The sequence below is a fragment of the Streptomyces sp. 150FB genome, from assembly GCF_000818195.1.
GTDB lineage: Bacteria > Actinomycetota > Actinomycetes > Streptomycetales > Streptomycetaceae > Streptomyces.
In genome coordinates, this window is the sequence record NZ_JTHL01000001.1 from 7,200,213 (window position 1) to 7,214,141 (window position 13,929).

Here is a 13,929-nt window from a genome sequence, read left to right on the forward strand (position 1 = left end):
CGCGGGCCGTCGCCGCCGCCCGCAGCCGGTCGACGGCGCCGTCCACGGCGAACTGCGCCGCGCCGAGCCCCTCCACCACATAGCCCCGGCGGGCCTGCCCGCTGTCCTCGAAGGCGGACAGCACGCGGTACGTGGCGGAGAAGCCGCCCTCGACGCCCTCCGCAGCCACCGCGCCCCTGGTCACCACGCCGTGGCGGTCCAGGAGAGTACGCGCCAGCGCGTGGGCACGATGGGTACGGTCCCCCTCGTGAGCGGGGAGCAGCGACCACCGCCCGCTGACCGTCGGCGGTCCCGTACGGGACGCGGGCCTGGCGGCCGCGGTGAGCGTGCCGTACCTCCCGCGCGGGACCGGGCGCCGCGCGCGGTGGGCCGTGGAGCCCGCCGTACGGCCGGAGCCGAGCAGCGAGCGCAGCGGCGCCAGGGTGTCGTTGGTCAGCCGGCCGGACCAGGCCAGATCCCAGAGGGCGTCCGCCAGTTGGGGATCGGTCGCCTCGGGGTGGGTGGTGGCCCGTACCAGGTCGGCGATCTGACGGAAGAACAGCCCGTAGCCGCCGGAGAGCGTGGTGAGGATGGACTCGTGGACGGCGGTCAGCTCCAGCGGACGCGGCGGCGCCAGCAACAGCGGCGCGGAGTCGGCCGGATGGAGCGAAACCCAGCCGTCCTTGCCCGGCAGGGCGCCGGCGCCGGCCCACAGGACCTCGCCGGTGGTGGTCAGTTCGTCCAGGAGAGCCGGTGTGTAGCCGGAGACCCGGGACGGCAGGATCAGCTTCTCCAGCGCCGAAGCCGGGACGGGCGCGCCCTGCAACTGCTCGACCGCACGGGCCAGTCCGTCGATTCCGCGCAGCCTGTTGCTGCCGAAGTGCTGCCACTGCGGCAGGAACGTCGCGAGCGCCGCGGGAGCCACCGGCTCCAGCTCCTCGCGCAGCGCGGCCAGCGAACGGCGCCGCAGCCGGCGCAGCACCGTCGCGTCGCACCACTCCTGGCCGATGCCCGAGGGGTGGAACTCGCCCTGGACGACCCGGCCGCTCGCCGCCAGGCGCTGGAGAGCGCCGTCCGTGACGGCGGAGCCGAGGCCGAAGCGCGCGGCGGCCGAGGACGAGGTGAACGGGCCGTGCGTACGGGCGTAGCGGCTCAGCAGATCACCGAGCGGGTCCTTGACCGGCTCCATGAAGGCCTCGGGGACACCGACCGGCAGCGCGGTCCCCAGCGCGTCCCGCAGGCGTCCAGCGTCCTCGATGGCCGCCCAGTGATCGGCTCCGCCGATCCGGACCCGGATGGCGCGCCGGGCAGCGGAGAGATCCCCGGCCCAGGCGGACTCGGCGCCGCGCTCGGCCAACTCGGCGTCGGTGAGCGGCCCGAGCACCCGGAGCAGGTCGGCCACGCCCTCGACATCCTTGACGCGCCGGTCGTCGGTGAGCCACTGGAGCTCCCGCTCCAGCTCTGTGAGGACCTCGGGGTCGAGCAGTTCGCGCAGCTCCGCCTGGCCGAGCAGTTCGGCGAGCAGCCGGGAGTCCAGAGAGAGCGCGGCGGCCCGCCGTTCGGCGAGCGGCGAGTCACCCTCGTACAGGAACTGCGCCACATAGCCGAAGAGCAGGGAGCGCGCGAAGGGGGACGGCTCGGCGGTCGTGACCTCGACCAGGCGCACACTGCGGGACTCGATGTCGCCCATCAGCTCGGTGAGACCGGGGACGTCGAACACGTCCTGGAGACACTCCCTGACCGCCTCCAGGACGATCGGGAACGACCCGAACTCGCTGGCCACCTGGAGCAGTTGAGAGGCGCGCTGGCGCTGCTGCCACAGCGGGGTGCGCTTGCCGGGGCTGCGGCGCGGCAGCAGCAGCGCCCGTGCCGCGCACTCCCTGAACCGGGAGGCGAACAGCGCCGAGCCGCCCACCTGGTCGGTGACGATCTCCCTGATCTCGCCCTTGTCGAAGGCCACATCGCCGGCTCCGACCGGCGGCTGCTCGCTGTCGAAGCCGGGCGCGGGGCGCGCGGGCCGGTCCGCGTCATCGCCGAGGTCGTCGTCGAGGAGGTCGAAGCCCATCAGGTCGGCATCGGGCAGCCGCAGCACGATTCCGTCGTCGGCGTGCATGACCTGGGCGTCCAGGCCGTAACGCTCGGCGAGACGGGCGCCGAGGGCCAGCGCCCAGGGAGCGTGCACCTGCGCACCGAAGGGGGAGTGGATCACCACCCGCCAGTCGCCCAGATCATCACGGAACCGCTCGACGAGGATGGTCCGGTCGTCGGGGATGTGCCCGCACGCCTTGCGCTGCTCGTCCAGATACGAGATCAGATTCTCGGCGGCCCAGGCGTCGAGCCCGGCCGTCAGCAGCCGGAGCCTCGCGTCCTCGGCGGAGAGGGAGCCCACCTCACGCAGAAAGGCGCCCACCGCGCGGCCCAGTTCCAGGGGGCGGCCCAGTTGGTCGCCCTTCCAGAACGGCAGCCGTCCCGGGGTGCCGGGAGCGGGTGTGACCAGGACCCGGTCACGGGTGATGTCCTCGATCCGCCAGGACGTCGTACCGAGCGTGAAGACGTCGCCCACCCGGGACTCGTAGACCATCTCCTCGTCCAGCTCACCGACCCGGCCGCCGCCCTTCTTCGGGTCGGAACCCACCAGGAAGACACCGAACAGGCCCCGGTCGGGGATGGTGCCGCCGGAGGTGACGGCCAGCCGCTGCGCACCCGGCCGGCCGGTGACCGTACCGGCCACGCGGTCCCACACCACGCGGGGACGGAGTTCGGCGAAGGCGTCCGAGGGGTAGCGCCCCGCGAGCATGTCCAGCACGGCGTCGAAGGCCGACTCCGGCAGCGAAGCGAACGGCGCCGCCCGGCGGACCAGGGCGAGCAGGTCGTCGGCCTGCACCGTGTCGAGCGAGACCATGGCGACCAACTGCTGCGCCAGCACGTCCAGCGGGTTGGAGGGGATCCGCAGCGCCTCGATCTGGCCGGTCCGCATCCGCTCGGTGACCACGGCCGCCTGCACCAGGTCACCGCGGTACTTGGGGAAGAACACACCGGTGGAGACAGCCCCCACCTGGTGGCCCGCACGGCCCACTCGCTGGAGCCCCGAGGCGACCGACGGCGGCGACTCGACCTGCACGACCAGATCCACGGAGCCCATGTCGATGCCCAGCTCCAGACTGGACGTCGCCACCACGGCGGGCAGCCGGCCCGCCTTGAGGTCCTCCTCGACCTGGGCGCGCTGCTCCTTGGAGACCGAGCCGTGGTGCGCTCTGGCGAGCAGCGCCGGGGCTCCTCTCGCCGCGCCCGACTCGGCCATGATCTCGGCGGGGGAGTGCGCCTCCGGCAGCGGTTCACCGGTGGCGCGTTCGTACGCGATCTCGTTGAGCCGGTTGCACAGGCGCTCGGCCAGCCGCCGCGAGTTGGCGAAGACGATGGTGGACCGGTGCGCCTGGACGAGATCGGCGATCCGCTCCTCGACATGCGGCCAGATCGACGGCTTCTCCCCGCTGTCCGTCTCCGAGGCCGGGGAGCCGCCCAGCTCGCCCAGATCCTCGACCGGAACGACGACGGAGAGGTCGAACTCCTTGCCGGAGGGCGGCTGCACGATCTCCACCCGGCGCTGCGGCGAGAGATAGCGGGCCACTTCCTCCACCGGGCGCACCGTGGCGGACAGGCCGATGCGGCGGGCCGGGCGCGGCAGCAGCTCGTCGAGCCGTTCCAGGGACAGCGCGAGATGGGCGCCGCGTTTCGTCCCCGCGACGGCGTGCACCTCGTCCAGGATCACCGTCTCGATGCCGGCCAGGGCGTCACGCGCGGCGGACGTGAGCATCAGGAACAGCGACTCGGGGGTGGTGATCAGGATGTCCGGCGGCCTGGTGACGAGCGACCGGCGCTCGGCGGGCGGGGTGTCGCCGGAGCGGATACCGACGCGCACCTCGGGCTCCGGCTTCCCGAGCCGGACGGACTCCTGCCGGATGCCCGTGAGCGGACTGCGCAGATTGCGCTCCACGTCGACGGCGAGCGCCTTGAGCGGGGATACGTACAGCACCCGGCAGCGCTTCTTCGCCTCGGCGGGCGGGGGCGTCGACGCGAGCTGGTCCAGGGCGGCGAGGAAGGCGGCCAGGGTCTTGCCCGAGCCGGTCGGGGCCACGACCAGCACGTCGGAACCCTCCCCGATGGCACGCCAGGCACCCTCCTGAGCCGCGGTGGGCGCGGAGAACGCCCCCGTGAACCAGTTCCGGGTCGCGGGGGAGAAGGAGTCGAGCGCGCTACCTGCCATGCCCCCATCGTGCACCCACCCACTGACAATCGCCGGGACCTGGGCAAACAGCGGGATTCCCGGCAAGCCCGGCGGGTTCCAGGAGACCGCCGGCGCCGATGCGTTCCGGTCGGCGGCGGTCGGTGGCAAGATCCGTCCGGACCGGCCGATCCCCCCACTCGGCCGACGCACGACCGCCCGCCAGGGGCGTAAGGAGCCTCGACCTTGAACCGTCCGAAGAGCCGCCCCGCCGCCCCGCCCCTGACGTCCCGGCTGCGCACCGGCGTCCTGGCGGTCGGCCTGGTCTCCGCCCTGCTGGGCGCCGCCCCCGCCGCCACATCGGCCGCCGCCACGCCGGCCACCCGGACCGGTCAGGACGCCGCCGGGCAGCCGGCCAGGGCCACGGTGGTCGATGTCACCGCCTTCGGCGCCGACCGCACGGGCAGAAAGGATTCGGCGCCCGCCGTCAAGGCAGCCCTCCGGCACGCCAAGACCCTGCGCGGGCCGGTCAGGCTGGTCTTCCCCAAGGGGACGTACCAGCTCTACCCGGAGCACGCCGAGCAGCGCGAGCTGTACGTGTCGAACACGGTCGGCGCCGACCAGCGCCACCGCGACAAGCGGATCGGGATCCTGATCGAGGACATGAACGACGTCGTCGTCGACGGCCAGGGATCGCGGCTCGAATACCACGGCCTGCAGACCGCCTTCGCCGCGATACGTTCGCACAACGTCACCTTCACCGGCTTCGCCTTCGACTACGCGGCGCCGAAGGTCGTCGACGCCACGGTCAGCGCCGCCGGAGTGGCGGACGGACACGCGTACCGGGTCCTGAGCGTCCCCGCCGACAGCCCCTACCGGGTCGCCGGCGGCCGGATCACCTGGCTCGGCGAGACGAGCCCGGTGACCGGCGAACCGTACTGGTCCGGCGACGATGCCCTGGAGTACACCCAGATCCACGACCCGGCGGCGAACAGGACGTGGCGGGGCGACAACCCCCTCTTCGACGGCGTCTCGGGGATCACCGACCTCGGCGGCCACCGCATCCGCCTCACGTACACCGGCTCCCAGCAACCGGCCGACCGAGGTCTCGTCTACCAGATGCGGCAGACCACCCGGGAGCAGCCGGGAGCGCTGATCTGGCAGTCCTCGGACGTCTCCGTGCGGAATGTCGACGCACGTCAGCTCCAGACCTTCGGGCTCGTCGGGCAGTTCAGCGAGAACATCACCGTCGACCATGTGAAATTCGCCCCCGACCCCGCGTCGGGCCACTCCACCGCGGCCTTCGCCGACTTCGTCCAGATGTCGGGCGTCAAGGGCGCGGTGTCGATCACCGACAGCGTCTTCGACGGCCCGCAGGACGATCCGATCAACATCCACGGGACGTACCTCGAAGTCACCGGTGAGCCCACCCCGACCTCGCTGACCGTCGACTACAAGCACCCGGAGACGGCCGGCTTCCCGCAGTACCACGTCGGCGACAGGGTTCAGTTGGTCGACAAGAAGACCATGCTCCCGGTGGCCGGCGGCCAGGCGAAGGTGGCGTCCGTGGACGGACCGAGCGGCGAGGACCACGACCACTCGCTCACCTCGATGACCGTCACCCTGGACCGGCCCGTGCCCGCGGGGGTGGCCCCCGGGGAGACCGTCCTGGAGAACACCACGTACACGCCGAAGGTCCGGATCGCCGGCAACGTCTTCCGTAACGTGCCCACGCGCGGTGTGCTGGTCACCACGCCCAAGCCGGTCCTCATCGAGAACAACCGCTTCGAGAAGACGTCGATGGCGGCCATCTACATCTCGGCCGACGCCTACCAGTGGTACGAGTCGGGGGCGGTCGACGACGTGACCGTCCGGGGCAACACCTTCACCGCGGTGGCCAGCCCGGTGATCTTCGTCGAGCCCACCAACCAGGTGCTGGACGCCTCCCGGCCGGTGCACCGGAACATCCGGATCGAGCGGAACACCTTCGACATCGGCGACGTCACCGTCGTCGACGCCAAGAGCGTCGGCGGGCTGACCGTCGCGCGCAACACCGTACGGAGGCTGGACACCGCCGGCAGCTACGCCCGGCCGCTGTACGCCTTCCACGGCTCCACGGGCGTACTGATCTCCCGGAACGTCTACGCCGCCGGGCTCAACGCGCGCGCGAACACGTCCGATATGGACGCCGCGCAGGTCGCCGTGGAGCACGACCCCACGAAGCTGAATCAGGACCATGTGCTGCCGGGGCCGGTCGGCGGCGCGCCGTAACGCCAGGACGGCAACGGCTGGACCACGGCCGCCCTCTCCGTCAGCCGAGGGGGCGGCCGTACGCGCGCAACGTCCGCAGCGCCTCGACGGTCACGACGGGCCGCCACTCCAGCGCGGCGCCCGGTGAACGGGTACGGGGGCCGGCGGGCCAGCCGCCGTCCTCCTCCTGCCGCGCGGCGAGGTGGTCGAGCGACCGCTCCATCTCCTCGTCGGTGAACCAGCGGCGGGCCAGCGACCCGGGCACGCGCGCGTAGTCGTACGCGAAGTGGTGCTCGCCCGGCGCGTACCCCGGTGGTACGGGATGCCCGGCGCCGTGCTCCGGGTCGAGCACCGCCAGCCCCAGGGCGCGTACCAGCCGGCCGATCCTGTCGGCGGCCGCCTCGGCGCGCGCCCGGTCGGGGACACCGTCCAGAAAGGCGACCGCGGCGAGCACCTCGTACGGATGCGGCGTCTCCATCGCGTCCACGGACGCCCAGCAGAAGTCGGTGGCGCGGAACAGCCAGGCGTGCCAAACGTCGTTGCGGTGCAGCAGCCCGACCACCGGTCCCGTGGCGATCAGCGCGCCCGTCGGCCGGTCGGGGAGCGGCGTGAACGGGGGGAAGGACACGAACGGCGTGAACGGACGGCCGTGCGGCGAGGGGCGCAGCGCCGGCAGCGCGCCCTGGGAGGTGGAGGCCGCTGTGAGATAGCGGCAGATCCGCTCGATCCGGGGTCCGGCGCAGCGGCCGACGGAGTCGAGGACGCGCAGCGCGTGCGCCGTGTGGAGCGGCTGGCTGGCCGGGCCGCGCAGATCGGGGGCGAGCGCGTGACCGTATCCGCCGTCCTCGTTCCGGTAGGCGCTGAGAGCCGTCTCGACGGCATCGGCGTCCTCGGCCCTGTCCTCGTCGCCCCCGTCCGGGAAGTGGTAGGCGAACCGACGCTGTTCGAGCACCCGGGCGGTCAGCCAGACGAAGTGCTCGGCACGGGCGAGGGGGGACGCGGTTGATACTCCGGTTCCAGCCATGTTCCGACCGTAGGGCGGAAACTGCCGATGGCAAGGGACTCCGGCCTGGCTGCACTCTCAAGGGCGCGATAATGGAGGCATGCGGTTGACGATCTTCTGGGAACGGATGACGGATCACTTCGGTGAGGCCTACGCCGACTCCTTCGCCCGGGACCATGTGATGGCGGGGCTGGGCGGCCGTACGGTCCACGAGGCCCTCGACGCGGGCTGGGAGGCGAAGGATGTCTGGCGCGTCGTCTGCGTGACCATGGACATCCCGGCCGATAAGCGATGAAGGGGTGGCCGGTGGCCGGCCCCGGGCCCCCACGGCGGACAGGACTGTCGTACTGGTAGGCGAGACTTACCCCGTGGCACCGACTGACGAGACCGCACCGGGTACCGCCTCCGGCCCAGCACCGGACGCCGAACCGCCGACGACATCCACCGATACCCCCGGGCCGCCTCCCGATCCCGGGGGCGGCGATCGGGTGCGTATGCCTCGGTGGCTGCCCCGCGCGCTGGTTCTGGCACTGGCGCTCGTGGCCTGTTTCCAGTTGGGCAGTTGGGCGTTCCATCAGCTCATCGGGCTGCTGATCAATGTGCTCATCGCCTTTTTCCTGGCGCTGGCGGTCGAGCCGGCCGTGGGGCATATGGCGAGCAGGGGCATGCGGCGCGGACTCGCCACTTTCCTCGTCTTCTTCGCTGTGCTGGTGGTGGGCATCGGCTTCGTGGTGATGCTCGGTTCGATCCTGGCCGGCCAGATAGTCGAGATGGTCGAGGAGTTCCCCCAGTACCTCGACTCGCTGATCAACTGGATCAACGTCTCCTTCCACACACAGGTCTCGCGGGTCGATGTCCAGGACAGCCTGCTGCACTCCGACTGGTTGCAGCGGTACGTGCAGAACAGCGCGACCGGTGTGCTCGACGTCTCCACGACCGTGCTCGGCGGCCTGTTCCGGCTCCTGACGATCTTCCTGTTCTCGTTCTACTTCGCCGCCGACGGCCCCAGGCTGCGCCGCGCCCTGTGCTCCGTACTGCCGCCGGTCCGGCAGGCGGAGGTGCTGCGCGCCTGGGAGATCGCGGTGGACAAGACCGGCGGCTACATATATTCGCGCGGTCTGATGGCGCTCATCTCCGGTGTCGCGCACTACGTCCTGCTGGAGATCCTGGGGGTGCCGTACGCCCCCGTGCTCGGTGTGTGGGTGGGGCTGGTCTCCCAGTTCATCCCGACCATCGGCACGTACCTGGCGGGCGCCCTGCCGACGCTGATCGCCTTCACCGTGGAGCCGTGGTACGCGGTCTGGGTGCTCGGGTTCGTCGTGATCTACCAGCAGTTCGAGAACTACGTGCTCCAGCCCAAGCTCACCGCCAGGACCGTCGCCATCCACCCGGCGGTGGCGTTCGGATCCGTCATCGCGGGTACGGCGCTGCTGGGGGCGGTCGGCGCGCTGATCGCGATCCCGGCGATCGCGACCCTCCAGGCTTTCCTCGGCGCGTACGTCAAGCGGTACGACGTGATGGAGGACGCGCACGCCCAGGGGCGCAGGCGGCGCGGCAGCGGACTGCTGTTGAGGCGGGTCAGGCGGGCGGTACGGGGGAGCGACGCGACGTAGCCCGTCCTGAGGTGCCGAGGCGGGGGCGGTGCTGAGCGCCTCGGCCGGCGGGCGGGATCAACGGGCTCGTTGTTCGGCCAGGTCCAGCCAGCGATCGACCTCCTCGGGGGAGAAGTGCCGGATGGCCCAGTCGGTCATACGCAGGCTCATGTGTGCCCACGCGGGTCGCAGGATGTCAGGAGGGATCGCGTCGAGGACGGCGTCCAGACGCGCCACGACATCCGCGTCGGCCTGTTCGGGGTGGATGCCGAAGCGCAGGGTCACCAGGTCGAACCGGCGGTCGCCGCGAGCGGCGCCGTCCCAGTCGATCACCCCTGTGACCGATCCGTCGACGGCCAGCAGATTGCCGGGATGAAAGTCCTGGTGGACGGCGTCGTATCCGGCCATCACGTCGGGGTGGCCGGCGCCGGCCGAGGTGATCCAGCGTTCGAGCGCGGCGCTGCGACCGCTGTGTTCGCGCAGGGGGCCATGGAGGCAGTAGCCGGGGCCGTCGCTCCGCAGATGGAGGTTCAGCGGCGGGATGTCGGTGCGTCCGGCGAGACGGCCGGCCAGGGACGCGTTGAGCGCGAGTGCCTGGTCGAGTCCGTGGTGATCGAGTCGGTCGATCTTCGCGCCCGGCAGCAACTCCTGGACGACGACCACGGCGTGACCGATCTGGGTGGCCAGCTCAGTCGCGGGGGCCGGAAACCCGCCGGCCCTGAGCGTCTCGGTGACAGCGAGGGGGCCCGCCTGAAGGGCGGCGAGCTCGACGTGCGGTCGCCATTTCAGTACGGCCCGGTGGCCGTCGGGCCAGCGTACGTAGGCCGCTCCGACCTGCCCTCCCGGGCAGGGGCCTTCCACGACGAGGCGCACACCGGTCCTGGCGTGCACGGTCTCCGCGATCCTGTCGGCGTCGAGCCGCTCGGCGCGTGCCCAGCCGGGTGAGGAAGAAGTCATCGGAGCATTGTCTACGCCGGTCGGCGGGCTGTCGCGAGCCGTCTGTGATCCGGTCGGTGGCGTGAACGACAGGGCACGCGGGGCCGTGTGAGGGGAAATCCTCGCCCGTGGCCTGATCGGCCGTCGTGCTCCGTGGCTGCCGACCCGTGTGTTCATCCGTCATCCGGGGACCCGCGTGGTGCGCTTGACAGTGAAATCGAACATCCATTCTTATTGGATTCCGGCCAGTTTCCCCAGCCCGGCCGCCCCTGAGTTTTCCACAGGCCGGGAGGCCGTCGGGACGCGTTGTCAGTGGCAGGGGATAGCGTCGTTGACGTGAAGCGATCGACTCAAGCAAATCGGGTGGAATCCATGGCAGGTACCGACCGCGAGAAGGCGCTCGACGCCGCACTCGCACAGATTGAACGGCAATTCGGCAAGGGCGCGGTGATGCGCCTCGGTGACCGGCCCAACGACCCGATCGAGGTCATCCCCACCGGGTCGACCGCGCTCGATGTGGCGCTGGGCGTCGGCGGGTTGCCGCGCGGCCGAGTGGTGGAGGTGTACGGCCCCGAGTCCTCGGGCAAGACGACGCTGACGCTGCACGCGGTGGCGAACGCGCAGCGGGCCGGCGGCACGGTGGCCTTCGTGGACGCCGAGCACGCGCTCGACCCGGAGTACGCGAAGCGGCTCGGCGTCGACATCGAGAACCTGCTCCTGTCGCAGCCGGACAACGGCGAACAGGCGCTGGAGATCGTGGACATGCTGGTCCGCTCAGGGGCGATCGACCTCATCGTCATCGACTCCGTCGCCGCCCTGGTGCCGCGTGCGGAGATCGAGGGCGAGATGGGCGACTCGCACGTCGGTCTCCAGGCGCGGCTGATGAGCCAGGCGCTCCGGAAGATCACCAGCGCGCTCAACCAGTCCAAGACCACCGCGATCTTCATCAACCAGCTCCGCGAGAAGATCGGTGTGATGTTCGGCTCGCCGGAGACGACGACCGGTGGCCGCGCGCTCAAGTTCTACGCCTCGGTGCGCCTCGACATCCGCCGTATCGAGACCTTGAAGGACGGCACCGAGGCGGTCGGCAACCGCACCCGCGTCAAGGTCGTCAAGAACAAGTGCGCGCCGCCCTTCAAGCAGGCCGAGTTCGACATCCTCTACGGCCATGGCATCAGCCGCGAGGGCGGTCTGATCGACATGGGCGTGGAGAACGGCTTCGTGCGCAAGGCGGGCGCCTGGTACACGTACGAGGGTGACCAGCTCGGCCAGGGCAAGGAGAACGCGCGCAACTTCCTCAAGGACAATCCCGACCTCGCCGACGAGATCGAGAAGAAGATCCTGGAGAAGCTGGGTGTCGGTGTGAAGCCGGAGGCGGCCAAGGCCGAGCCCGGCGCGGACGCCACCGTCGCGGCACTGGTCACGGCCCCGTCCTCGGCCGACGACAGCGCGAAGTCGGTGCCCGCACCAGCCTCCAAGGCCAAGTCGGCCAAGGTGGCGACGGCCAAGAGCTAGTCCGTCGTGCCTTATGCGAAGAGGCGGCGACCGGAAGAGCGGGGCGGCGGTTCCAGCTCGTCGAGGGCCGAGCAGGAGCAGCCGCCCCAGGATCCGGCGGAGCGGGCGCGGGCGATCTGTCTGCGTCTGCTCACGGGGACACCGCGCACCCGTAAACAGCTCGCCGACGCACTGGAGAAGCGGGAGATCCCCGAGGACATCGCCCAGGAAGTGCTCTCGCGCTTCGAGGACGTGGGGCTGATCGACGACGCGGCGTTCGCCGGAGCGTGGGTCGAGTCCCGGCACCACGGCCGGGGCCTCGCCCGCCGCGCCCTCGCGCGTGAGCTGCGCACGAAGGGGGTCGAGGCGTCCCTGATCGAGGAAGCGGTCGGACAGCTCGACTCCGACCGGGAGGAGGCGACAGCGCGCGAGCTGGTCGCCCGCAAGCTCCGCACCACCCGTGGTCTGGAGCGGGACAAGCGACTGCGCCGGCTGGCCGGGATGCTGGCCCGCAAGGGCTATGCGGAGGGCATGGCCCTGCGGGTGGTCAAACAGGCACTGGAGGAAGAGGGCGAGGACACGGAAGGGCTGGACGAGGGAGCCTGGTGAGCGGCCCCCGGCCGAGGTTCCGGTGGCGGCGGACGCGCGCCACCGGGTGCGTCACCGGGTGGTGTCACCGGTCAGGAGGTGACGGGCAGTCCCTCGGCCTTCCATGCCTGGAAACCACCGACGAGGTCGGTCGCGTGGCGCAGTCCCAACTGCCGCAGCGACACCGCGGCGAGACTCGACGCGTACCCCTCGTTGCAGATGACCACCACCCGCAGATCGTGGCTCGTCGCCTCGGGTGCGCGGTGGCTGCCCCACGGGTCGAGGCGCCATTCCAGCTCGTTGCGTTCCACGACCAGGGCGCCGGGGATCAGCCCGTCGCGGTCGCGGAGTTCGGCGTACCGGATGTCCACCAGCAGAGCGCCGTCGGACGCCGCGGCGAACGCCTCCTGTGGCGAGACGCGGTCCAGCCCCTCGCGTACGCGGTCGAGCAGCTCGTCTATGCCCACCGGCCCCACCGGGCCCACCGGTTCGATGTGCTCGCTCACAGCCACTCCTCCGGCTGCTCGACCTGCTCCAGCCGGAGCACGGCGCCGGTCCTGCTGTACCGGCGCATCATCGGCAGCGGCGGGTAGTACGCGTGAACCGACACGGCGTGCTCGGCCTCCGACTCGTTGCGGACCTCGTGCACATGGTGCCTGCCGAAGGCCCGGCCGTCCCCGGCGGACAACAGCCGTTCGCGGTCGACGCCTTCCGCCAGCTCCAGCGTCTTCCACCCCTCGGTGGGCAGCCGCGCCGCCAGCGAGTCCTCCCTCAGCGCACCGGCGGCCGTGGCGAAAGCGCCGTGCGAGCCGCCGTGGTCGTGCCAGCCGGTGCCCGTGCCGGGCGGCCAGCCGATCAGCCAGGCCTCACTGCCGGCGGGTCCTTCGAGGCGGATCCACGTACGGCCCTCGGGGTCGAGGGGGAGTGACGAGACCAGCTCGCTGTCCACGGCGGTCCGGCGGACGAAGTCGAGCAGTTCGGCCGCTGTCGGGCCGGACGTGTCCGCCGGAGCGGCGGGCAGGGTGGTGCCGGCGGCGCCGACGGGCGCGGGGAGATGTACGGGAGCAGACATGGTGACCGTCCTGAGATCGCGAAGGGTGCGCCGCCGCCACCGGTCGGAAGGGAACCGGACGGGCAGGGCAGGCGCGGGAGAAGAAAGGCGAATCAACAGGACGGGCGACACACACAGCCCGCATAGCGGACGAGGTCCACATGGACTCTCCGCCACAGGCGCACATCGGTGTCGGTCACGATCCGTACTACACCATGTGTGCTGACGGGGGTCAATTGATGTTCGCAGTTCGGTCACCCGGAGCTGACGGCGACGTCTCCGACGGGGCACCTCCCCGGGTCGCGTCGGCCGCCGCGTACAGGCCCTCGGGCCGCACCCCGCTGAAGGCGGCGACAAGAATCCCGTCGGGCCGGACCACGAGCACATCGTGCGCCGTGGCACCCGGATAAGCCTCGGTGACCAGCAGTTCAGCCCGTACGGGGAGGGCTGTCACCGCCGCGGCCAGCCGTGGCATCACACCCGCGGTCAGCCAGTGCCGCCGGTCCCACACCCCGGTCCCCGGCGCCACCAGCACCACCAGTAGGTCCCCCTGCCCGAGCCGGTCGTGCAGCCGTACGGCCGTGCCGTCCGGCGCCGTCACCAGCACATCGGCGACCGGTCCGCCGGTGGGCGTGCCGACCTCCGTATGTGACTCGGAGTACGCGGGCGCGAGAGGGGAGTGCGGGTACGAGGGGGGCGCGCCCAGCGGCCCGCGCCCCAGATGCCCGTCGGTGAGCAGCGCCCCGTACCCGCGCGTGGCGCCCGGCAGGTACGTCCGCAGCCCCCCGCCGCCGCGCAGTATCGGCAGCGACTG

At 71.5% G+C, this 13,929-nt stretch carries 10 protein-coding genes and 1 pseudogene; 5 read left to right on the forward strand and 6 right to left on the reverse strand.

Translation table 11 applies throughout. The features are described 5' to 3' along the window. Positions 1 to 4,243, reverse strand: a 4,243-nt coding sequence (locus QR77_RS30885) for a DEAD/DEAH box helicase (protein WP_040025293.1), incomplete at its 3' end; no start/stop codon positions are given. A gap of 204 nt (positions 4,244 to 4,447) precedes the next feature. Between QR77_RS30885 and QR77_RS30890 the strand changes: the two genes are divergently transcribed. After that, positions 4,448 to 6,472 (forward strand): right-handed parallel beta-helix repeat-containing protein, encoded by a 2,025-nt coding sequence (locus tag QR77_RS30890; RefSeq protein WP_063798101.1) that lies wholly within the window; start codon positions 4,448 to 4,450, stop codon positions 6,470 to 6,472. 40 nt (positions 6,473 to 6,512) lie between these two features. Here the strand turns inward: QR77_RS30890 and QR77_RS30895 are convergent, their stop codons facing one another. Further along, positions 6,513 to 7,475, reverse strand: coding sequence for a hypothetical protein (locus QR77_RS30895; RefSeq protein ID WP_040025294.1), 963 nt, complete (start codon positions 7,473 to 7,475; stop codon positions 6,513 to 6,515). A 79-nt stretch (positions 7,476 to 7,554) separates the two neighbouring features. Here QR77_RS30895 and QR77_RS30900 point away from each other — a divergent pair, with 79 nt between their 5' ends. After that, positions 7,555 to 7,749 carry a DUF3046 domain-containing protein gene (locus QR77_RS30900; protein WP_040025295.1) on the forward strand — a complete coding sequence of 65 codons (195 nt, stop codon included), beginning with the start codon at positions 7,555 to 7,557 and terminating at the stop codon, positions 7,747 to 7,749. A gap of 73 nt (positions 7,750 to 7,822) precedes the next feature. Further along, positions 7,823 to 9,067 carry an AI-2E family transporter gene (locus QR77_RS30905; protein WP_078877353.1) on the forward strand — a complete coding sequence of 415 codons (1,245 nt, stop codon included), beginning with the start codon at positions 7,823 to 7,825 and terminating at the stop codon, positions 9,065 to 9,067. Between the two features lie 57 nt (positions 9,068 to 9,124). On the opposite strand, the gene QR77_RS30910 is transcribed toward QR77_RS30905, so the two are convergent. Beyond that, positions 9,125 to 10,003: a phosphotransferase gene (locus QR77_RS30910; RefSeq protein WP_040025297.1), complete on the reverse strand. Its 879-nt coding sequence runs from the start codon at positions 10,001 to 10,003 to the stop codon at positions 9,125 to 9,127. A 351-nt stretch (positions 10,004 to 10,354) separates the two neighbouring features. Between QR77_RS30910 and recA the strand changes: the two genes are divergently transcribed. Beyond that, on the forward strand, positions 10,355 to 11,497 hold the full coding sequence (gene recA / locus QR77_RS30915) for a recombinase RecA (protein ID WP_040025298.1): 1,143 nt from the start codon (positions 10,355 to 10,357) through the stop codon (positions 11,495 to 11,497). A 6-nt stretch (positions 11,498 to 11,503) separates the two neighbouring features. Continuing rightward, positions 11,504 to 12,085: a recombination regulator RecX gene (recX, locus tag QR77_RS30920; protein ID WP_040025299.1), complete on the forward strand. Its 582-nt coding sequence runs from the start codon at positions 11,504 to 11,506 to the stop codon at positions 12,083 to 12,085. 71 nt (positions 12,086 to 12,156) lie between these two features. On the opposite strand, the gene QR77_RS30925 is transcribed toward recX, so the two are convergent. From QR77_RS30925 to QR77_RS30935, 3 genes and pseudogenes are all read right to left on the reverse strand, one after another. Then, entirely contained in the window at positions 12,157 to 12,570 is a 414-nt protein-coding gene (locus tag QR77_RS30925; RefSeq protein ID WP_040025300.1) for a rhodanese-like domain-containing protein, read from the reverse strand. Then, positions 12,567 to 13,136 carry a cysteine dioxygenase gene (locus QR77_RS30930; RefSeq protein ID WP_052489165.1) on the reverse strand — a complete coding sequence of 190 codons (570 nt, stop codon included), beginning with the start codon at positions 13,134 to 13,136 and terminating at the stop codon, positions 12,567 to 12,569. Before QR77_RS30930 ends, QR77_RS30925 begins: the two co-directional genes overlap by 4 nt. 211 nt (positions 13,137 to 13,347) lie before the next feature. After that, positions 13,348 to 13,929: pseudogene (locus QR77_RS30935) on the reverse strand (monooxygenase); the annotation flags it as partial.